We start from the raw sequence: 20,625 nt of genomic DNA on the forward strand, positions 1-20,625 counted from the left end.
ATGCCGGCAAACACAAACCACGCCAACGGGCTGGCGTTTTCCGACGCGCTGATGCGCGAGGTGAAACAGCGCTTTCTCCATGTCGACCACGATCACCACGGTCGCGAACGCCTCTACTTCGACAACGCGGGCGGCTCGTTCCGGCTGAAGGCGGCGGCCGAGCGCTTCATGCAGGTCGATGCCATCCCCGACAACGCGGAGCGCATTCACGCCACTGCCGTCGAGCTGCAGCAGATCCAGGCCAGGGCCGCGGCCGACGTGCGCACCATCCTCAACGCGCGGGGCGGCAGCGTCTATGCATCGCTGACCGCATCGGGCGCGATGTTCGACATGGTGCGCGCGGTGGCTGAAAACGTGCCGGGCACGAACATGGTCACCACCGTGCTCGAGCATCCCTCGTCGTTCGACGCCATGAGCCTTTATGCAGGCAAGACCGGCCGCGAGCTGCGGGTCGCAAAAAGCAACCAAGAGACGGGTGGCGTCGATGTCGACGAGATCGTGGGGCTGGTGGACGAAAACACCTGCCTGCTCAACGTGATCTATGCATCGAACATCTCGGGTGCCAAGCTCGACATGGAACAGATCGTCCGGCGCGCGCGCGCGATCAAACCCGATCTCTACATCGTGGTCGATGCCGTGCAGCACGCGCCGCACGGCCTGATCGACCTTGAGAAGACGCCCGTGGACGGCATCAACATGGCGCCTTACAAGTTCTTTGGCTGCCGTGGCTCGGGGCTCTCCTGGGTTTCGGACCGCGCGGCGCTGCTGCCGCACCACAAGCTCGCGGGCAAGAAGCCCGACTTCTGGGACCTGGGCAGCTCCGCGCCCTGGCAGTTTGCCGTGTTCACCGAGATCGTGGACTACGTGTGCTGGCTCGGCGGACATTTTTCGGACGCCACCGAGCGCCGCGCGCTGTTCGTGGCGGGCATTGCGCACATCGAGCTGCACGAACGGGCCCTGCTCGCGGCGCTGCTGGACGGGAGCGGCAAGGCCACGGGCCTGCGCAATATCAAAGGCGTGAAGGTCTTCCTCGATCATCCGGACCTGACGAAGCGCGATCTGATCATCGGCATCGGCTTCGAGCAGCTCGACTGCACGCAGGCGGTGGTCGAGTATGGCCAGCGCGGCGTGACGGTGTACGAGCGCGTGGCCAGCAGCATCTACTCGAAGCGCATGCTCGACTCGTTCGGGCTCGAAGGCACGGTGCGCGTGTCACCGCTGCACTGCCACTCGATCGCCGACGTGGAGAAATTTCTCCACGTGACGCAAGAGATTGCCGTCAGCGCGAATGGGTTTCGGACAGGAACCGCCCGATGACAGGAACCACCTGCTCGAGATGCGTCTCGAGCAGCCAGTGGCCGCCGTCCGTCAGCACCAGTTCGGCCTTCGGAAGGTCGCGCAGGTAAGCCCGCGCGGAGGCCTCGGGCATGTAGCCGTCGTTCGGTCCCCAGACGATGAGCGCCGGCGGCTGGTGCTCGCGCAAATAGGCCTGGTAGCGCGGAAACCATTCGAGGTTCTGCTTCAGCCCCTCCATCAGCTTGAGCGAGAGCTCGCGGCGCGGCGGTGTGTCCATCATGGGCCAGTGCATCTTCCACAGGTCGGGCGGAATCTGGGTGGCCTGTGTGGCGGAAACCTCGCCGACGAACTCGGCGCGAAAGCCGTCTTCGCTCACCGCCTCTTCGAGCACCGCGCGGTGCTTGGCCGATGGATCGCGCCAGTATTCCTGAATGACCCGGTACTTGGGGCCGAGCGTGTCCTCGTAGATGTCGCCGTTCTGGATGATCACCGCGGTCACGCGCTCAGGGCGGCGGATCGCCAGTCGCAAGCCGATCTGCGATCCGTAGTCGTGCAGATAGAGCGCGTACCGATCAAGTCCAAGTTGGTCGCAGAAGGCTTCCAGAAAGCCTGCATAGGCATCGAAGTCGAAGCCGAAAGTATCAGCGGGCGGTGTGTCGCTCAGACCAAAGCCGGGATAGTCCGGCGCCATGAGGCGCCATCGGTCCGCCAGTGCCGGCATGAGCCGGCGGTACTGGAACGACGAGCATGGGTATCCGTGCGGCAGCAGCAGCACCGGCGCGTCAACAGGGCCAGCTTCGCGGTAGAAGATCCGCATTCCGTCGACATCGGTGAAGCGGTGCTTGACCGCGCGGGAGTCGGCGGTCAGCGGGGAGGCGGCGTGTGGGGACGTGGAGGGTGTGAAAAATGTGCGTTCGGTCATGCAGCCATGCTGCATGCCCAAGTCGCCGCGCTGCTGTAGGTGCCGATTGACTTGCCGAGTCGGACGCCCCCAACGGGGACATCCGCTCATCAGCTCAAGCCAGCAGGTCGCTCAGCGTGCGCGCGATCACCTTGGTGGCGCGGCGCAGGTCCTCGAGCACCACGCGCTCGTCGCTGCGCTTGGCATGCGACTCGAGCACGGTGCGCGGGCCAGCGCCGTAGATCACGCCGGGAATGCCGGCCTCGCCGTACAGGCGCACGTCGGTGTAGAGCGGTGTGCCCATGGCCTTGATCGGTTCGCCGAACACCGCCTGGCCATGCATCTGGATGGCATCGACCAGCGGCTTGTTGCCGGCCAGCGGCTTCATCGAATTGGCGAGCAGCAGGCGTTTGATCTCCACCGTGATGCCGGCGCTTTCGGCAGCCGCATCGGCGATCACCTTGCGGATCGTCGCCTCGACCTCGGACGGGTTCTCTTCGGGGATCATGCGGCGGTCAAGCTTGAACACGACCTTGCCGGGCACCACATTGGTGTTGGTGCCGCCTTCGATGCGGCCCACGTTGAGGTACGGGTGCGTGATGCCCTCGACCTTCGACGTCACCTGCTGGTAGAGCGTGTTCTGCGCATAGAGCGCATTGAGAATCTTCACGGCCCCCTGCAAGGCATCGACGCCCGTGGTGGGAATGGCCGCGTGCGCCATCTTGCCGTGCACCGTGACTTCCATCTGCAGGCAGCCGTTGTGGGCCGTGACCACCTCGTAGCTGAAACCGGCCGCGATCATCAGGTCGGGCTTGGTGAGGCCCTGCTTGAGCAGCCAGCCCGGGCCGAGGATGCCGCCAAATTCCTCGTCGTAGGTGAAGTGCAGCTCGACGCTGCCTTTGGTGGGCTTGGCCGCGGCCTCGAGCGCGCGCAGCGCGAAGGTGAAGCTTGCGAAGTCGCTCTTGCTCACGGCGGCGGCGCGGCCGTAGAGGCTCCCCCCTTCAATCTCGCCGCCATAGGGGTCGTGCGTCCAGCCTTCGCCCGGGGGCACCACGTCGCCGTGGGCATTGAGCGCCACGGTGCGGCCTCCGCTGCCGTATTGGCGGCGCACGATCAGGTTGGTGATCGATTCGAGGCCGTACTCGTTCACCTCTTGCGCGGGCACCGCGTGCTTCTCGGCGTCGAGGCCGAAGTCCTTCAGCAGCTCGGCCGTGCGCTCGGCATGCGGCGCGTTGTTGCCGGGTGGCGTGTCGGTGGGCACGCGCACCAGCTGCTGCAAAAACTGCACTTCCTCGTCGAAGTGGGCGTCGATCCAGGCGTCGAGCTTGGCGTAGTCGGTCATGTTTTTTTCTTTTCAGTGAGCTTGTTCGGCTGCGAGGCCGTTCAGCAGGTGCTGGAAGGCCTGCACGGCCAATTGAATGTCGTCGTTGGTGCTCGATTCGAGCGGGTTGTGGCTGATGCCTGAGTTGATCCCGCGCACGAAGAGCATGGCCTGCGGCATCACTTCGTGCAGCTTCATCGCGTCGTGGCCGGCGCCGCTGGGCATGCGAAAGAGCGGAATGCCGAGCGCGTCGACGGCTTTTTCCCAGCGCTGCTGCCAGTCGGGTGCGCTCGGCGCGGCGGCGGCGCGCATGGTCTCCTCGAGCTCGTAGCGCACGCCGCGGCGCTCGCAGATCGCTTTCAGTTCGGCGACCACGTCGGCGTCCAGCGCATCGCGCTGCGCGTTGTTGGGCGCGCGCAGGTCAAGGCTGAACTTGCAGCGGCCCGGCACCACGTTGATCGAGCCGCTGGGTACTTCGAGCATGCCCACGGTGCCGACCGAATCGCCGTCCTTGGCGGCGCGCTGTTCGGTGTAGAGAATGAGCTCGGCCACCGCGGCGGCCGCGTCGCGGCGGCGGTCCATGGGGGTGGTGCCGGCGTGGCTGGCCATGCCGATGACTTCGCCCACGTAGCGCACGCTGCCGTTGATGGAGGTGACGACGCCGAGCGGAAGATCGAGTTCGGTGAGCACCGGGCCCTGCTCGATGTGCACCTCGACGAAGCCGAGGTAGCGTGCCGGATCGCGTTGGATCTTCGGAATGTCGGCCTCGTTCAGGCCCGCGCGCTGCATGGCTTCGCGCATGGTGATGCCGTCGGCATCCTTCTGGTCGAGCCAACGCGGATCGAAGTGGCCGATGAGCGCGCCCGATCCGAGAAAAGTGGCCTTGTAGCGCTGCCCTTCTTCTTCGGCAAAACCCACCACCTCGAAGGCGAAGGGCAGGCGCTTGCCTTGCCGCTTGAGCTCTCGCACACAGGCCATCGGCACGAAGATGCCCAGGCGGCCGTCGTACTTGCCGCCGTTGCGCACGGTGTCGTAGTGCGAGCCGGTGAGCAGGGTCTTGGCATCCGGCGTGCTGCCAGAACCTTCGATGAAGCCTGCGGCTTCGTAGCGCCCCACCACGTTGCCCACCGCATCGATGTGCACCGAGTCGAAGCCGCATTCGCGCATCAGGCCGGAGATCTGCGCGGCACAGCCGCGGTGCGCGTCGGTCAGGTAGGTGACGGTGAGCTGGCCCTTTTCGGCATAGCCGGGATCGGTGTGCACGGAGAGTGCCTCCTGCCAGTCCCAGACGTCGTTGCCGAGCGAAACATCGGCGCCGAACTTGTCGTCGAGGCGGATCTCTGCAATGCGATGGATGTTGCGCAGCGCCTCGCCAAGCTCGAAGTCCGGATGGTGATGCAGCCGGCGCTCGAAGGTGTCGATGATCTCGCGCTTCGAAAGGCCGGTACCGCGCGGTCCGCGCACCGCGAGGATGAACGGAAAGCCGAACTTCGCGTTGTAGCCGGCATTGAGCTGCTGGATCTTCGCGAACTCCTCGGGCGTGCAGTCGGTCAGGCCGGCCTTGCTTTGCTCGTTGGTCGACTCGGCCGTGAGCATCTTGCTGACCATGGCCTTGCCCGCGAGCTCCGGGTGGGCGCGGATGAGGCCCAGCTGCTCGTCGGCCGAAGCCGCTCCCACCACCTTCACCAGCGCATGCTTCAGGTGCGCAAGCGAGCGGAAGGGCCGCGCTGCCAGTGCGCGCTGTGCGATCCATGGCGAATGCTCGTAGGTGCCGTCGAGCAGCGCCATGGCTTCTTCGGGCGCGGCTGCGTTGAGTTGTTCGATGGTGAGGGTCATGTCTGGTTCCCTGTGGCGGCAGCGTCGAAGGGGTGCGCCTGCTTCCAGTGGCGCGCGATGTCCAGGCGCCGGCAGACCCACACGTTCTCGTGCTGGCCGATGTGGTCGAGAAAGCGCTGCAGCGCCGTGATGCGGCCGGGCCGCCCGAGCAGCCGGCAGTGCATGCCGATGCTCATCATCTTGGGGCTGTTGTCGCCTTGCGGATCGCCTTCGGCATAGAGCGCATCGAAGGTGTCCTTCATGTATTGAAAGAACGGGTCGGCGTGCGAATAGCCCTGCGGCAGCGCAAAGCGCATGTCGTTGCAGTCGAGCGTGTAGGGGACGATGAGCTGGGGCACCACGGTGCCGTCGGTCTTTTGCACCTTCATCCAGAAGGGCAGGTCGTCGCCGTAGTAGTCGCTGTCGTATTCGAAGCCGCCGTAGTCGGCCACCAGGCGGCGGGTGCGCGGGCTGTCGCGGCCGGTGTACCAGCCGAGCGCGCGTTCGCCGGTGAGCTTTTCGATGGCTTCCATGCCCAGGCGCATGTGCTCGCGCTCGGTGGCCTCGTCCAGGTTCTGGTAATGGATCCAGCGCCAGCCGTGGCAGGCGATCTCATGGCCCAGTTCCTTGAAGGCGGCGGCGAGCTCGGGGTAGCGTTCCAGTGCCATGCCCACGCCGAAGACCGTGAGCGGCAGGCCGCGTTTTTCGAACTCGCGCAGGATGCGCCACACGCCGGCACGCGAGCCGTATTCGTAGATGCCTTCCATGCTGATGTGCCGGTCCGGAAAGCTGGCCGGGTTGAACATCTCGGAGAGGAATTGTTCAGAGCCCGTGTCGCCGTGCAACGTGGCGTTCTCGCCGCCCTCTTCGTAGTTGAGGACGAACTGCACCGCAATGCGCGCGCCGCCGGGCCATTGGGCATGGGGCGGGTTGCGGCCGTAGCCGACGAGGTCGCGCGGGTAGGGCAGGGTGGTGTCGTAGACGGTCATGGCGTGGATCAGGACAGCGCGAGGGAGATGTCGTTGGTCGGAACCTTGCGGTCGAAGGTCAGGTTGGCCTCGACGTGTTCCAGGTGTTCGGTCATGAGGCGCACGGCGCGCTCTTCGTCGCGCGCGGCCAGCGCCTTCACGATGTCGGCATGCTCGTCATTGGAGTGCTCGGCCGCGCTGGTGCTCTGGTACATGAGCGTGATGAGCGCGCAGCGCGAGATCAGCTCGCCGAGAATTTGCGCCAGCACCTGGTTGCCCATGAGCTCGGCCATGCGCACGTGGAAGTCGCCGAGCAGCTCGGTGCGGCCCGAGATGTCTTCGCCCGACACGGCCGATTTTTCGAGCGACACATGGTCCTTGAGCGCCTTGATCTTCGCGGGCGTGACGGTGCGCACGAACTCGCGTGTCATCTCGGCTTCGAGCATGCGCCGCACCTTGAACACCTGCCGGGCCTCGTCGACCGCAGGCGCCGCCACGAACGCGCCGCGCGCGGGCTCGAGCCGGATGAGCTTGTTCTGCGACAGCTGGAACAGCGCCTGGCGCACCAGCGTGCGCGACACACCGAAGTGGTCGGCCAGCTTTTGCTCAGCCAGCTTGGTGCCGGGCTGAAGCCGGTGCTCGACGATCGCCTTGGTCAGCGCGTCGACGATCGAACGGGTGGTGGAGGACTCCATGTTTTTCATGATAGACCCAAAGCCGGGAACTGTATACACTTTTGTCCACCGGAATTTCCCGCACTGTTTTGTTTTGACGAAGGAGCGTCCCATGGGCCTGAGCACCCACGTACTCGACACGATGCACGGCGGCCCCGCGGCCGGCATGGAGGTGGCGCTGTACACCACCGTGGGCGACGACGCCACGCTGGTGAAACGCTTCACGCTGAATTCGGACGGCCGCAGCGACGGGCCGCTCTACGACAACGACACGCTGAAGGTCGGAACCTACCGGCTGGTGTTCGACGTGGCGGGTTATTTCAAGGCGCGCGGCGTGAAGCTGCCCGAGCCCAACTTCCTGAACAAGGTGGCGCTGGACTTCGGCGTGGCACACACCGACCAGCACTACCACGTGCCGCTGCTCGTGAGCCCGTGGAGCTACTCCACCTACCGCGGGTCTTGAACCAGTGCGCCTACTGTTGGCCTTCGGTGAGGGTGTCGAGCTGGAAACGCCCGCTCTTGTCCCACAGCCAGGTGTCGGTCCAGGTGACCGCGCCGAGGCGCGTGGCGGCCGGGAAGGGCGAGGCCTGCAGCACGGAGCGCTCGATCTCGGCGATGACCTCAGGCGCATGCTTGGGCGCGCGCATCCAGTGCAGCGACACCACCTTGCCGCCGGCATCGAGGTGCACCTGCAGCGTGCCCACGGCATAGAGCATGGGTGGCAGCTGGCCGCTGTAGATGCGGGACTTGTTGGCCTCGTAGATATGGCGCGCAGCATCGCGGCGGTACTCGCGCGCGGTGGCCGCATTCGATGCGCGCGCCGCAGGGCCGATGGCGGCTGCCGGCCCGGCCGGTTCGGTCTTGACTTCGCTCAGTTGGCCGGGAACGGACTTGGGGCCGCCGCAGCCCGCGAGCCACAGGGCGGAAGAAAGTGCGGTCACCGCCAATGCAAGGCGGTGCGGCGTAAGCTGACGTTTCATCATCGAGTTATACCGTGAGTCTTGTGCATACCCGCAATCGAAGGTATCTGAAATGAACGGCTTTGTCGATCAGCTGCTGGCCCGTCTCGCATACGAAGACGCGGTGCTGGTGCGCGTCGAATCGACGCAGGGTTCGGCGCCGCGCGAGGCGGGCACGTGGATGGCCGTGTGGGCCGAAGGGCTCACGGGCACCATCGGTGGCGGCCAGCTCGAGTTCCAGGCCACGCAGGAAGCGCGCGAACTGCTCGCTGGCCAGCGCACCATCGACGACATCCGGCGCTATCCGCTCGGCCCGAGCCTGGGCCAATGCTGCGGCGGCGTGGTGTTTCTCTCGTACCGCCGCATCACCGCCGCCGATGCGCCGACCTTGCAGCGCGAACTGGTCGCTCAGCTCAGGCCGGTGGCGCTCTTCGGCGGCGGCCACGTGGGCGCCGCGCTCGCGCGACTGTTGGCCAGCCTGCCGTTCAGCGTGCGCTGGATCGACAGCCGCGACGGCGTGTTTCCGGACGCGCTGCCGGCGCAGGTCGACACCGAGCATTCCGAGCCCGTGCAGGACGCCGTGGCCGCGCTCGCGCCGGGCAGCCGCGTGCTGATCATGAGCTTCAGCCACGCCGAAGACCTCGACATCGTCATCGCCTGCCTGAAGCGCCTTCGCACGCACGACGACCTGCCGTACATCGGCCTGATCGGCAGCAAGACCAAGTGGGCCACCTTCAGCCATCGGCTCGAGGCGCGCGGGTTCGCGCCCGACGAGCTGGCCCGCATCACCTGCCCCATCGGCGTGCCCGGCATCACGGGCAAGGAGCCGGAGGTGATTGCCGTGGCGGTGGCGGCACAGTTGTTGCAATCGCTGGGTTGACCGGGGTTTTCCCGCTGGCGACGACCCAAAAAAAGCATCCGCCTCTTGCCAAAACTGTATACACTTTCGGTCCACAACAAGCCGCAGCGGAGCGAGGCCCATTCCATGGAGCCTGCGTTCGCGGCACTTTCTCTGCTTACAGCGCCCGCAGTGGTGAGCAGGCTGAAACCCCTCGTTAGCGCCCCACGCGCCGCGAGAGCTATGCAGATGTGAAGGAACCGTAGCGAGCGACCCGAGGTCGCGTCGAGGACCGGAACCGTACTCCCGTACGGTGAGGACCGCAGATGCGAGATCAGGACGCGCAGTAGGTTCATTCATATCTGATGAGAGAGAGCACCACATGGAAAGCTACTACCTCGACTGGGCCAACCTGCTGCTGCGCTGGGTCCACGTCATCACCGCCATCGCCTGGATCGGTGCCTCCTTCTACTTCGTGATGCTGGACAACAGCCTCGAGAAGCCGCAGGACCCTGAGTCGATCGACAAGGGCGTGGGCGGCGAGCAGTGGGCCGTGCACGGCGGCGGCTTCTACAACATGCAGAAGTACGCGCTCGCGCCCAAGAAACTGCCGGACCACCTGCACTGGTCGTACTGGGAGAGCTACAGCACGTGGCTCACGGGCTTTGCGCTCTTCACCATGTCGTATCTGTGGAACGCGAGCACCTACCTGATCGACAAGTCGAAGATGGACTGGCAGCCCGGCGCCGCCATCGGTGTGGCGCTGGCCTTCTTCGTCGTGTTCTGGATGGTGTATGACGGCATCTGCCAGATCTTCGGCCGCCGCAAGAACGGCGACACCATCGTCGGCGTGCTGATTGCCATCTTCATCGTGTTCGCGACCTGGCTCGCCTGCCAGTGGTTCGCGGGCCGCGCAGCCTTCTTGCTGGTGGGCGCGATGATGGCCACGACCATGAGCGGCAACGTGTTCTTCTGGATCATTCCGGGCCAGCGCAAGAACGTGCAGGCGCTGCGCGAAGGCCGGCCGGTCGACCCGGTGCACGGCCAGCGCGGCAAGCAGCGCAGCGTGCACAACACCTACTTCACGCTGCCCGTGCTGTTCGCGATGCTGAGCAACCACTACAGCTTTACCTACACGCACAAGTACAACTGGATCGTGTTGCTGCTCATCATGTTGGGCGGCGCGGCCATTCGCCAGTTCTTCGTGGTGCGGCATCGGTTCAAGCTCGGCAACGCGGGCAACCCGCTGCCCTACGCGCTGATCGGCATCGTGGTGCTGGGGCTCACCATCGTGTGGATGAAGCCCGAGCCGGTGGCTGCGCCCGCGGCCGCCGCAGCAGCGCCTGCCGTGGCGTTCAAGGACGTGCAGAAGGTGCTCGAGCAGCGCTGCTTCATGTGCCACGGCGCGGCCGTGCAGATGAAGAACGTGCGGGTCGACACGCCCGACCAGGTGGCGGCGCATGCCCAGGCGATCTACCAGCAGGTGGTGGTGACCAAGATCATGCCGATGAACAACGCGACCGGCATGACGGATGAAGAGCGCGCATTGATCGGCCGGTGGTTCCAGGCCGGCGCCAAGACCAACTAGGCAGAGAGATAGACCGCGGTCAAGAGAGCGGGCCGCCGTTCGCCGCACAATTGCCGGATGGAGACAAAGCAAGCCATGACCGCAACGAGCCCTTCTTTCGGCCCAACCCCCGACCCGCGCGAAGCACCGCGCGCCTTCCTCGAACATCTCTACCGCGTGGCGGTGGACCGCGCCCTGCCGCTGTCCACGCTGGGCGCGCATTTGCCGCCGCCCCCCAAGGGCCGCACGGTGGTGCTCGGCGCCGGCAAGGCAGGGGGCTCGATGGTGCAGGCGCTCGAAGCCCTCTGGCCGGCCGATGCGCCGCTGTCGGGCCTGGTCGTCACGCGCTACGACCACATTCCGCCGCGCCCCGAAGGCGTGCCCCAGCGCATCGAACTCGTCGAGGCCGCGCATCCGGTGCCCGATGCGGCCGGGCAGCAGGCGGCCGAGCGCATCCTCGCCCTCACGCAGGGGCTCACGGCCGACGACCTCGTGCTGTGCCTGATCTCGGGCGGCGGTTCGTCGCTGCTGGTGCTGCCCGCCGAAGGCCTCACCCTGGCCGACAAGCAGCGCATCAACAAGCAACTGCTCGACAGCGGCGCCGGCATCGGCGAGATGAACTGCGTGCGCAAGCATTTGTCGCGCATCAAGGGGGGCCGACTGGCGGCGGCGTGCGCGCCGGCCCGCGTGGTGACGCTCACCATCAGCGACGTGCCGGGCGACGACGCGGCCGTCATCGCAAGCGGGCCCACGGTGCCCGACGCCACGACCTGCGCCGATGCGCTGGCCATCCTCGACCGCTACGGCATCGAGGTGCCGGCGCCGGTGCGAGCCCAGCTCGAAAGCGGCGCGCTCGAAACCCCGAAGCCGGGCGACGCCGTGTTCGCGGGCCATGAAGTCCACATGATCGCCACACCGCAGCAGTCGCTCGAAGCCGCGGCCAGGGCGGCGCGCGACGCCGGCATCGAGGCGCACATCCTCAGCGACGAGATCGAAGGCGAATCTCGCGAGGTCGGCAAGGTGCATGCCGCGTTGGCGCGCGCCGTGGCGCACCGCGGCCAACCGTTCGCGCGGCCCTGCGTCATTCTTTCCGGCGGCGAAACCACCGTCACCATCCGGCCGCGCCAGCCGGGCCAGGCCAAGGGCCGCGGCGGCCGGGCCGGCGAGCTGTGCATGGGGCTGGCCGGCGCGCTCATGGGCCAGCCGCAGGTGTGGGCGCTGGCCGCCGACACCGACGGCATCGACGGCGTGGAAGACAATGCCGGCGCCTTCGTTGCGCCCGACACGCTGGCGCGCGCCGCCGCCGCGGGCAAAAAGCTGTCGGACCACCTGGACCGCAACGACGCGTACGGCTATTTCGACGCCATCGGCGACCTGTTCGTGACCGGCCCCACGAACACCAACGTCAACGACTTCCGCGCGCTCCTGATCCTGTAGCGGCGGGAGGGGCCGGAATCCCCGCTTCGGCGGCCTTCGTGAACTCGGGTTAATCTATGCACCCGGCGGCAAATTGCCGCCGCTGTCGCAAGGCGCACCCTCCGGGGTGCCGCGCCGCGCATCCAGATTTCCCCCTTTTCACCATCATCCAGTCCTCGAAGGAAAAGTTCGCCATGACCGCCACTTACACCGACACCCGCCTGCTGATCGACAACGAATGGGTCGACGCCACCGGCGGCAAGACGCTGGACGTCGTGAACCCGGCCACCGGCAAGGCCATCGGCAAGGTGGCGCATGCCAGCATCGCCGACCTTGACCGTGCCCTGGCCGCCGCCCAGCGCGGCTTTGAAAAGTGGCGCAACACGCCCGCCAACGAGCGCGCCGCCATCATGCGCCGCGCCGCCGGCCTGATCCGCGAACGCGCCCCCGAAATCGCCAAGCTGCTCACGCAGGAACAAGGCAAGCCGCTGGCCGAAGCCAAGGGCGAAACGCTGGCCGCGGCCGACATCATCGAATGGTTTGCCGACGAAGGCCGCCGCGTCTACGGCCGCATCGTGCCCTCGCGCAACCTGGCCGCGCAGCAGCTGGTGATCAAGGAGCCGCTGGGCCCCGTCGCCGCGTTCACGCCGTGGAACTTCCCCATCAACCAGATCGTGCGCAAGCTCGGCGCGGCGCTGGCCACCGGCTGCTCGTTCCTGGTGAAGGCGCCCGAGGAAACCCCGGCATCGCCCGCCGCGCTGCTGCAGGCTTTTGTCGATGCCGGCATTCCGCCCGGCACCGTGGGCCTGGTGTTCGGCAACCCGGCCGAAATTTCGAACTACCTGATCTCGCATCCGATCATCCGCAAGGTGACCTTCACGGGTTCCACGCCGGTCGGCAAGCAGCTGGCCGCGTTGGCCGGCTCGCACATGAAGCGCGTCACCATGGAACTGGGCGGCCACGCACCGGTCATCGTGGCCGAAGACGCCGACGTGGCACTGGCCGTCAAGGCCGCGGGCGCCGCCAAGTTCCGCAACGCAGGCCAGGTCTGCATCTCGCCCACCCGCTTCCTGGTGCACAACAGCTTGCGCGAAGAATTCGCCGGCACGCTGGTCAAGTACACCGAAGGCCTGAAGCTCGGCGACGGCATGACCGAAGGCACGACGCTCGGCCCGCTCGCCAATGCGCGCCGCCTCACGGCCATGGCCCACGTGCTGGACGATGCGCGCAAGAAGGGCGCCACCGTGGCCGCCGGCGGCGAACGCATCGGCGACACGGGCAACTTCTTCGCGCCCACGGTGCTGACCGACGTGCCGCTCGATGCCGACGTGTTCAACAACGAGCCCTTCGGCCCCATCGCTGCGATCCGCGGCTTCGACACGCTCGAAGAAGCCATCGCCGAAGCCAACCGCCTGCCGTTCGGCCTGGCCGGCTACGCTTTCACCAAGTCGATCAAGAACGCGCACCTGTTGAGCCAAAAGCTCGAACTCGGCATGCTGTGGATCAACCAGCCCGCCGCGCCCTCGCCCGAAATGCCGTTCGGCGGCGTGAAGGATTCGGGCTATGGCTCGGAAGGTGGCCCCGAGGCGCTCGAGGCTTACCTGAACACCAAGGCTGTTTCGATCATGAGCGTGTAAGCGGCTCGTTCGGCCTGCTTGGGTTCTATTGGAAAAGCGGCATCGCTTCGCGGCGGTGCCGCTTTTTTTATGCAGTGCGTGGCGTTGTTCAGGGCGGCGCTCGCGCCGACGGGGTGCCTTTCTCCGCGAATGTCCCCCGGCCTGCGGCCTCCTCCTTTATTTCGCTGCGCAAGGCACCCCGCCAGCGCGAGCGTTAGTCAGAGCGGTGGTTGATCAGCGGTACACCCAGAGCGTGCCCAGGTGCACAGGGCGCCAGGTGCTCCCCGCAGCGAAATAAAGGAGGAGGGCGAAGCCCGGGGGACATTCGCGGAGGGGAGTACCCGGTGGCCTGTGCACGCGCCCTGAACAAAAGCCCCCCGAACAAAAGCGCCCCAGAACAAGAGCACCCGCTAGTCATTGCCACCCATACCGCCGCGCATACCAGCCCTTGACCGTTTGCGTCAGAGCGGCATACCCCGCCAGCATGGCCGCCAGCCACGGAAAGTAGGCGAGCGGGAGCGCCTGCAGCCTGAAGTAGTGCGCGAGCCGCCCCATTGGCAGCCAGATACCGGCCACGACAATGGCCGCGCCCATGGCCAAGAGCGGCCAGGCGGCGCGGCTTTGCAGGAACGGGATTTTTCGCGTGCGGATCAGGTGCACGATCAGCGTTTGCGACAGCAGGCCTTCGATGAACCAGCCCGACTGGAACAAGGTCTGGTTCGCCACCGTGTTGGCCGAGAACGCGAACCACATCACCGCGTAGGTCAAGATGTCGAACACCGAGCTCAGCGGCCCGAAGAACACCATGAAGCGGCCCAGGTCGGCGGGGTTCCAACTCTGCGGCTTGCGCAGGAACTCCGGGTCGACATTGTCGAACGGAATCGCGATCTGCGACACGTCGTACAGCAGGTTTTGCACCAGCAGGTGCAGCGGCAGCATCGGCAAGAATGGCAGGAACGCGCTCGCCACCAGCACCGAGAACACGTTGCCGAAGTTCGAGCTTGCCGTGAGCTTGATGTACTTCAACATGTTGGCGAACGTGCGGCGGCCCTCGACCACGCCTTGCTCCAGAACCATCAGGCTCTTCTCCAGCAGGATGATGTCGGCGGACTCCTTGGCCACGTCCACCGCGCCATCCACCGAGATGCCGATGTCGGCGGCGCGCAGCGCGGGCGCGTCGTTGATGCCGTCGCCCATGAAGCCGACCACGTGCCCGTTGGCATGCAGCGCGTGCACGATGCGCTCCTTGTGCGCGGGCGTGAGCTTGGCGAACACCTGGTGCCGCTCGACCAGCGCGCGCAGTTCATCGTCGCGCAGGTCCTCGATCTCGCGGCCGAGCACGATGTGGCCGGCGTCGATGCCCACGTCGCCGCAGACCTTGCGCGTGACCAGTTCGTTGTCGCCCGTCAGCACCTTCACCGCCACGCCATGGTCGGCCAGCGCGCGCAGCGCGGGGGCGGTGGATTCCTTCGGCGGATCGAGAAACGCCACGTACCCCAGCAACGTGAGCCCCGATTCGTCGGCCACGCCGTAGGCAGGCTTGCGCGCTTCGGCCTTCAGCGCCTGGCTGGCCACCGCCACCACGCGCAGCCCCTGCGCATTGAGCTCCGACGCCACGCGATGGATGCGCGCGAGCAGCTCGGCATCCAGCGCCAGCACCTCGGTGCCTCGCTCGACGAAAGTGCATACCGACAGGATCTCTTCCAGCGCACCCTTGCAGATCAGCAGGTGCTCGCTGCCGCCGTTCTCCACCACCACCGACATGCGGCGGCGAGAAAAGTCGAAAGGCACCTCATCGATCTTGCGCCAGGCCGTCTGCAGCTGCGTTTCGGGTTGCATCTCGGCGTGGCTCAGCACGGCCTTGTCCAGAAGATTCTTCAGGCCCGTCTGATGAAAGCTGTTCAGGTAGGCGAGCTGCAGCACGTGGTCCGACACTTCACCCCACGCGTTGGTGTGGCGCTCCAGCACGATGCGATCCTGCGTCAGCGTGCCGGTCTTGTCGGTGCACAGCACGTCCATCGCGCCGAAGTTGTGGATGGCTTCGAGCCGCTTCACGATCACCTTCTGGCGCGACATCACCACCGCACCCTTGGCGAGCGTCGCGGTCACGATCATCGGCAGCATCTCTGGCGTGAGTCCGACCGCGATCGACAGCGCGAACAGCGCCGCCTCCCACCAGTCGCCCTTGGCCACGCCGTTGATCACCAGCACCAGCGGCGCCATCACCAGCATGAAGCGGATCAGCACCCAGCTCACGCGGTTGATGCCGGCCTGGAACGCGCTGGTGCCGCTGTCGGCAGCCGTCACGCGCTGTGCGAGGGCGCCGAAGAAGGTGCGGTCGCCCGTGTGCACGATGAGCGCGGTGGCGGTGCCGCTGATCACGTTGGTGCCCATGAAGAGCAGGTTCTCGCGCTCGAGCACGCCGGCTCCGGGGCCGCCACGGTCGATGGAGAACTTCTCTACGGGCATGGCTTCGCCGGTCAGGGCGGACTGGCTGATGAACAGGTCCTTGGCACCCAACAGGCGGCAGTCGGCCGGGATCATGTCGCCGGCCGAGAGCGCGATCACGTCGCCCGGCACCAGGTCGCGCATCGGCACTTCGACCCGCAGCGCCCCCGCTGCATCGGGCGCGGGCCGCATCACGGTGGCGGTGTTGCTCACCATCGCCTTGAGCCGCTCGGCCGCCTTGTTGGAGCGCGACTCCTGAAGAAAGCGCAGCACGGTCGACAGCACCACCATGCTGCCGATCACGAGCGTGGCCTTCATGTCTTCGGTCACGTACGAGGTCAGCGCCAGCACGGTCAGCAACAGGTTGAAGGGATTGCGGTAGCACTGCCACAGATGCGTCCACCACGGCAGCGGCTGCTCGTGGCGCACCTCGTTGCTGCCGAGGCGCTTGCGCAGCGCTTGTGCGTGGGTTTCGCCAAGGCCCTGCGGCGAACTGTCGAGCCTTGAGAGCAGTTCGCCGGCATCGGTGTGCGACGCGGCGGCGAGTGCCTTGGCGATGTCGGCCGGCATGGCGGCGGACGCCACGCCCACTGGCTTCGAGCCCAGCAGCGTCTGCCAGCGCTCGAAATGATGCAGCATGCGGCGGCTGCGCAGAAAGCTATCGAAAAAGGACTTCAGGACGTTCTTCACTTTTTTTCCTTCGCGGCGCGGGCCGCGAAGGGAAGAACCTCCCGCGTCCGTCAATCAGGCGTGGGAATCCCCTTGCGGCGCGGTGCGCTGCATTTCGTTGTTATTGATCGGTCGGAACATGGGCGGCGCGCAGGGGCGCCAATGAGAAGCGGGATCCATGGAGCCTCCTTGTTCTTGCTTGCCGAGCGGGGCGGGGTGACGCGTCAGCGTTGTGTCGTGCGCGACGGTTGTTCGAGCAGCAGGAAGAAGCTGCGGATGCGCCGCGTGGTCCAGAGCGCGGCCGCGCGGTCCAGCATTTCGTTCTCGACATCCTGCTTTGTGGGCGCCGCACGCGCGGGCACATGCGCCTTCGGGCGAGCGGAGTCCTGCACCGGCTGCTGTTGCTGCTGCTGTTGACGAGATTCGAATTGACGCATGGCAAGGCTCCTTCGCGATGAAGGGCCTCGTGCACGGACACACGCAAGCTGACGGAATAAGTCAGTGACGGAGAACGACGGGATTCGGGAGGGGAGAACCGCTTTGCCTGAATGGCGAACGGGTCACGCTGCGTGCACGGCGGCCGCAGCGCAAAGAGCCTGCGCTAGAGGGCCGGATGTGTCACGCCTGCCGAGGCACGCGTCTTGTCACTGATCCAACTGGCACTGTCCACGCACGGGGCTCCGAAGTAAAGATACGGGATTGTTGCACTGCGTCATGAGGGCCGTCAACCCTTTGTCTCGGCATTGCCCAGGGCTATGGCGCGGTGACCAAGACGCTCGCGGTACAGGCCGCGAAGCTCAGTTGCACTGGAACAGCACGCCGGATTCCGCGGGTGCCCTGCCGAGCCAGCGCGGCGTTGCGCCCTTGGCGCGGCAATAGTCGGCGGCCTGGGTGTAGCTGGGAGCACGCAAGGCCCCGTCGCGGAACGGCACCACCTCGTTGGGGGGTGACGAGCAGCCGGTGGCAAGCAAGGCAAGCGGAAGAAGGGTGCGCCAGTTCATCGGGGCATTCTAAGACCGAGCCTTATTCGCAAAGCACACGAATGGATGGCGGGATGGGCACTGCGCGGATGCCGCCGCCTTCACGCTTCGCGGCAAAGATGCGCACCTCTTCGCATTCGAGGATCAGGTCGTCGTCGCGCGCCACGCTGTAGGTCTGCACGAAGCTCTTGTCGCGCCACTCGGTGATGCGCACCGCAATCTGCAGCGCGTCGCCGTAGCTCGCGGCCTTGACGAAGCGCGTGTGCGTGTCGACCAGCGGCGTGCCAATGACGCCCAGCGTCCGGGCCGTTTCCTCCCAACGCGGCACGCCGCATTCCGCGAAGAAGTGGCGCGAGGCCGCATCGATCCAGCGGAAGAAATTGGGAAACCAGACGATGCCGGCGGGGTCGCAGTCGCCGAACTCGACGCGTGCGGTGTAGATGACTTCTTTGCTGCTGCTCATGGGCTCATTTTCGTCGGCAATCAGCAGGCGAAGTGCGCGCTCAATCCGCACTGATCTTGCGGTCGCGGATCACTGCACCGAAGCGCTGCGAATCGGCCGCCGCGCGCTGGTGGAACTCGGCCGGCGAGCCCGGCACCGCTTCACCGCCGAGCGCGGCGATGCGTTCCTTCACGGCCGGCAGCGCGAGCGCGCGGTTGATCTGGGCATTGAGCTGCGCCACCACCTCGGGCGGCGTGCCCGCGGGTGCGTAGAAACCAAACACCGTGTCGGCATCGAAGCCGCGCAAACCCGCTTCGTCGAGCGTGGGCACGTCCGGGAACTGCGGCGAGCGGTGCGGACTGCCCACCGCCAGCAACCGGAGCTTGCCGGCGCGCACCTGCTGCAGGCCGATGCCGGGATCGAAGGCGTAGTCGATCTGGCCCGCCAGAAGGTCTTGCAGCGCAGGCGCGGCGCCACGGTAGGGCACGTGCAGCGCGAAGACACTGGCCTGGCTCTTGAACATTTCGCCCGCCAGATGCGGCGAGCTGCCGTTGCCCGGCGAGCCGTAGGAGAGCTTGCCCGGATTCGCCTTCAGGTAGGTGATGAATTCGCGCACATTGGTGGGCGGCAGCGAAGGCCGGGTCACCAGGAACACCAGCACGCGCGCGGCCGCCGCCACCGGCATCAGGTCCTTGGTGGGGTCGAAGCTCATGCGCGCATACAGGTGCGGGTTCACAGACACCATGCCGCCCGAACTCATGAGCAGCGTGTAGCCATCGGCCGGCGCGCGCGCCACGGCCTCCCCACCAACGTTGCCGTTGGCGCCCGCGCGGTTCTCGACCACCACCGGCTGCTTGAGAAATTCCTGCAGCGGTTGCGAGACCGCGCGTGCGATCTGGTCGGCGGCGCCGCCCGGCGGAAAGTTGACGACCACCTTGATCGGCTTGGTGGGCCAGGGGGTGGCCTGCGTCTGTGCGTGCACGGATGGCAGCAGCGCGCAGGCGGCGGCGACCAGCAGGCTTCGGCGCCAGGCAAGGGTGTAGCGGGGCATGGTGTCGTGTCTCCTTGGTTGTTATGAAAATCGGCAGTCAGACAGTGGTGGAGGGCGGCCGTTTCATCCAGCGTATCGGCTGCGCCTGCACCGGCCGCGGCGCGGCGCCGTGGCGCACCAGCGCGGCGTCGAGCGCCTTGCCGCCTTCGTCCGCCAGGGCTGCTTCGCGCGCCGCGGCGATCGCGTCGGTGCGCATGGGCGCCGGCAGGGCCGTGCGGCCCGCGAGTTCATCGACCACGTGCAGCAGGTTGTGCTTGCCACGCTCGTTGGTGCTGCCGTAGCCCTTGATGAGCCGGCCGCACAGCGCCAGCTCGCGGCCCAGCGCCCAGGCTTCGCGCGTGCCGGCCTCCACGGCGGCGAGCCAGCGTTCGATCAGCACCTGCTCCTCGGCAAAGCGCTGACCACGGCGGCGCAGCCACTTGAGCGAAGACAGGAGCCGCAGCGAAGCCATGCCGAACACCGAGTGGCTGCCCACCTTGAGCGGCAGCGCCCAGGGCTCGCGGCCGCGCGTCTGGCGCCGCTGGTCCCAGGCCTGCACGCGGCGCGCCAAGCCTGGCGGCAGCAGCGCGGCGAACTCGGCGGTGCCGGGCTTGAAGTGGTCGTAGACCTTCACGATGTCTTCGTCGGCCGCGCGCACTTCGTGCCGCACGCGCTGCGCACGGCTGGCCCGGCCCTTGAGCGCCGCCACGCGCACGATGTCGTCGAAGGCCATCCACAGCGCGAGCCAGCGCGCGGTTTCGCGGGTGACGGCAAAGCCTTGGGCGCCAGCCGGGTCGCCGGCGCGCTCGGCTTCGAGCACCTTGGCCAGCCGCGCGGCATAGAGTTCGGCGTAGACGGCGTCCTGGTAGTCGAGCACGCGTGCATGGCCCAGCGCGAGCATGTCGTGCACGGCGGGCGGGAAGCGCTGTGCCAGTTCGCTGGAGAGAGCACGCGCCGGCGGAGGCGCGTCATGCGTGTCGCCGGCCATCACGCTGCTCACGAAGGCGGCTTGTGCGCGCGGCGCGCTCACGGCGGCGAAGGCGGCGGCAAAGCCGCGCAGGCTCGCCGCGGCCATCTTGTTCAGCTTCGCGGGCGCGCTGTTGTCGCCGCCGCGCACCACATGCTCGTAGGCCGCGCGCGGGAACGGGAACAAGCCGCTGCCCGCGATGGCACCGAGCATCACCGCGCTGACCACCGTGCCGGCCTCACGCGCCACGGCATTCATGTCGAATACATGGTGTTCGCGGCTGAAGGCTTTGACCACGTCGAGCAGTTGCTGCGCATCGGCGCGGCCGTCGCCGGGCTGCATACGCTCGGCCGTGGTGAAGATGCGCGCCGACGAGCTGATGACCAGCGTGCGCAGCGGCGCGCTCATGCCGTTGCCGATCTGCCGCGCGGTCTCGAGCAGCTCCGACGACACGATGGCGTCGAGCGCGCCCGGCACCGGGCTCAGGCTGAACACTGGGCGCCTGCCGCCGAGCTGCGCGAGCGGCACGGGGAACACCTCGATGTAGTAGGTGGTGGCGCCCGTGCGCTGCGCCACGCCGGGGATCGAGGTGCTCTGCGCGGCGTAGCCGGCATGGCGGGCGATGTCGACCAGCCATTCGGTGAGCACGCCGCCGCCTTCGCCGCCCAGGGCGCAGACGAGGAGGGTGATGGGTCGGTTCTGTTCCATGTCTTCGCCC

At 66.8% G+C, this 20,625-nt stretch carries 18 protein-coding genes; 6 read left to right on the forward strand and 12 right to left on the reverse strand.

The window, feature by feature from the left end:
- Entirely contained in the window at window positions 1-1,317 is a 1,317-nt protein-coding gene (locus ASC78_RS07590; RefSeq protein ID WP_055798697.1) for an aminotransferase class V-fold PLP-dependent enzyme, read from the forward strand.
- Here the strand turns inward: ASC78_RS07590 and ASC78_RS07595 are convergent.
- The 5 genes from ASC78_RS07595 to ASC78_RS07615 form a co-directional block, all read right to left on the reverse strand.
- On the reverse strand, window positions 1,280-2,218 hold the full coding sequence (locus ASC78_RS07595; RefSeq protein ID WP_082517471.1) for an alpha/beta fold hydrolase: 939 nt from the start codon (window positions 2,216-2,218) through the stop codon (window positions 1,280-1,282). The two genes, ASC78_RS07590 and ASC78_RS07595, sit on opposite strands and share 38 nt — an antisense overlap.
- A gap of 94 nt (window positions 2,219-2,312) precedes the next feature.
- Complete coding sequence (locus ASC78_RS07600) at window positions 2,313-3,539, reverse strand: M20 family metallopeptidase (RefSeq protein WP_055798700.1); 1,227 nt, start codon at window positions 3,537-3,539, stop codon at window positions 2,313-2,315.
- A 12-nt stretch (window positions 3,540-3,551) separates the two neighbouring features.
- Window positions 3,552-5,354, reverse strand: a complete 1,803-nt coding sequence (gene uraD / locus ASC78_RS07605) for a 2-oxo-4-hydroxy-4-carboxy-5-ureidoimidazoline decarboxylase (RefSeq protein WP_055798702.1) — start codon at window positions 5,352-5,354, stop codon at window positions 3,552-3,554.
- Window positions 5,351-6,322 (reverse strand): allantoinase PuuE, encoded by a 972-nt coding sequence (gene puuE, locus ASC78_RS07610; protein WP_055798704.1) that lies wholly within the window; start codon window positions 6,320-6,322, stop codon window positions 5,351-5,353. Before puuE ends, uraD begins: the two co-directional genes overlap by 4 nt.
- A gap of 8 nt (window positions 6,323-6,330) precedes the next feature.
- Window positions 6,331-7,005, reverse strand: coding sequence for a GntR family transcriptional regulator (locus tag ASC78_RS07615; RefSeq protein WP_055798707.1), 675 nt, complete (start codon window positions 7,003-7,005; stop codon window positions 6,331-6,333).
- An 82-nt stretch (window positions 7,006-7,087) separates the two neighbouring features.
- Between ASC78_RS07615 and uraH the strand changes: the two genes are divergently transcribed.
- Window positions 7,088-7,438, forward strand: coding sequence for a hydroxyisourate hydrolase (gene uraH / locus ASC78_RS07620; protein ID WP_055798710.1), 351 nt, complete (start codon window positions 7,088-7,090; stop codon window positions 7,436-7,438).
- Between the two features lie 10 nt (window positions 7,439-7,448).
- On the opposite strand, the gene ASC78_RS07625 is transcribed toward uraH, so the two are convergent.
- On the reverse strand, window positions 7,449-7,955 hold the full coding sequence (locus ASC78_RS07625) for a hypothetical protein (protein ID WP_055798805.1): 507 nt from the start codon (window positions 7,953-7,955) through the stop codon (window positions 7,449-7,451).
- 52 nt (window positions 7,956-8,007) lie between these two features.
- On the opposite strand from ASC78_RS07625, the gene xdhC reads away from it, so the two are divergent.
- The 4 genes from xdhC (at window position 8,008) to ASC78_RS07645 (ending at window position 13,392) form a co-directional block, all read left to right on the forward strand.
- Window positions 8,008-8,814, forward strand: coding sequence for a xanthine dehydrogenase accessory protein XdhC (gene xdhC, locus ASC78_RS07630; protein WP_055798712.1), 807 nt, complete (start codon window positions 8,008-8,010; stop codon window positions 8,812-8,814).
- Window positions 8,815-9,154: 340 nt separating this feature from the next.
- Window positions 9,155-10,360: a urate hydroxylase PuuD gene (locus ASC78_RS07635; protein ID WP_055798715.1), complete on the forward strand. Its 1,206-nt coding sequence runs from the start codon at window positions 9,155-9,157 to the stop codon at window positions 10,358-10,360.
- A gap of 75 nt (window positions 10,361-10,435) precedes the next feature.
- A complete protein-coding gene (locus ASC78_RS07640) occupies window positions 10,436-11,776 on the forward strand; it encodes a glycerate kinase type-2 family protein (protein ID WP_055798807.1) in 1,341 nt (446 codons plus the stop codon).
- Window positions 11,777-11,949: 173 nt separating this feature from the next.
- Complete coding sequence (locus ASC78_RS07645; protein ID WP_055798717.1) at window positions 11,950-13,392, forward strand: NAD-dependent succinate-semialdehyde dehydrogenase; 1,443 nt, start codon at window positions 11,950-11,952, stop codon at window positions 13,390-13,392.
- A 393-nt stretch (window positions 13,393-13,785) separates the two neighbouring features.
- On the opposite strand, the gene mgtA is transcribed toward ASC78_RS07645, so the two are convergent.
- From mgtA to ASC78_RS07675, 6 genes are all read right to left on the reverse strand, one after another.
- Window positions 13,786-16,509 carry a magnesium-translocating P-type ATPase gene (gene mgtA / locus ASC78_RS07650; protein WP_055798720.1) on the reverse strand — a complete coding sequence of 908 codons (2,724 nt, stop codon included), beginning with the start codon at window positions 16,507-16,509 and terminating at the stop codon, window positions 13,786-13,788.
- Window positions 16,510-16,712: 203 nt separating this feature from the next.
- Window positions 16,713-16,925, reverse strand: a complete 213-nt coding sequence (locus ASC78_RS07655; protein ID WP_055798723.1) for a hypothetical protein — start codon at window positions 16,923-16,925, stop codon at window positions 16,713-16,715.
- A 360-nt stretch (window positions 16,926-17,285) separates the two neighbouring features.
- Entirely contained in the window at window positions 17,286-17,489 is a 204-nt protein-coding gene (locus ASC78_RS07660; protein WP_055798726.1) for a hypothetical protein, read from the reverse strand.
- 22 nt (window positions 17,490-17,511) lie between these two features.
- The gene (locus tag ASC78_RS07665) at window positions 17,512-17,931 is read right to left on the reverse strand and encodes an acyl-CoA thioesterase (protein ID WP_055798811.1); all 420 of its coding nucleotides are present in this window, start codon (window positions 17,929-17,931) and stop codon (window positions 17,512-17,514) included.
- Window positions 17,932-17,971: 40 nt separating this feature from the next.
- Window positions 17,972-18,961, reverse strand: a complete 990-nt coding sequence (locus ASC78_RS07670; protein WP_055798729.1) for a Bug family tripartite tricarboxylate transporter substrate binding protein — start codon at window positions 18,959-18,961, stop codon at window positions 17,972-17,974.
- A gap of 37 nt (window positions 18,962-18,998) precedes the next feature.
- Window positions 18,999-20,615: an indolepyruvate oxidoreductase subunit beta family protein gene (locus ASC78_RS07675; RefSeq protein WP_055798813.1), complete on the reverse strand. Its 1,617-nt coding sequence runs from the start codon at window positions 20,613-20,615 to the stop codon at window positions 18,999-19,001.
- Between the last annotated feature and the right edge of the window lie 10 nt (window positions 20,616-20,625).

Origin of the sequence: Variovorax sp. Root318D1 (genome assembly GCF_001424835.1) — a bacterium.
In the GTDB taxonomy this organism is placed as follows: Bacteria; Pseudomonadota; Gammaproteobacteria; order Burkholderiales; family Burkholderiaceae_C; genus Variovorax.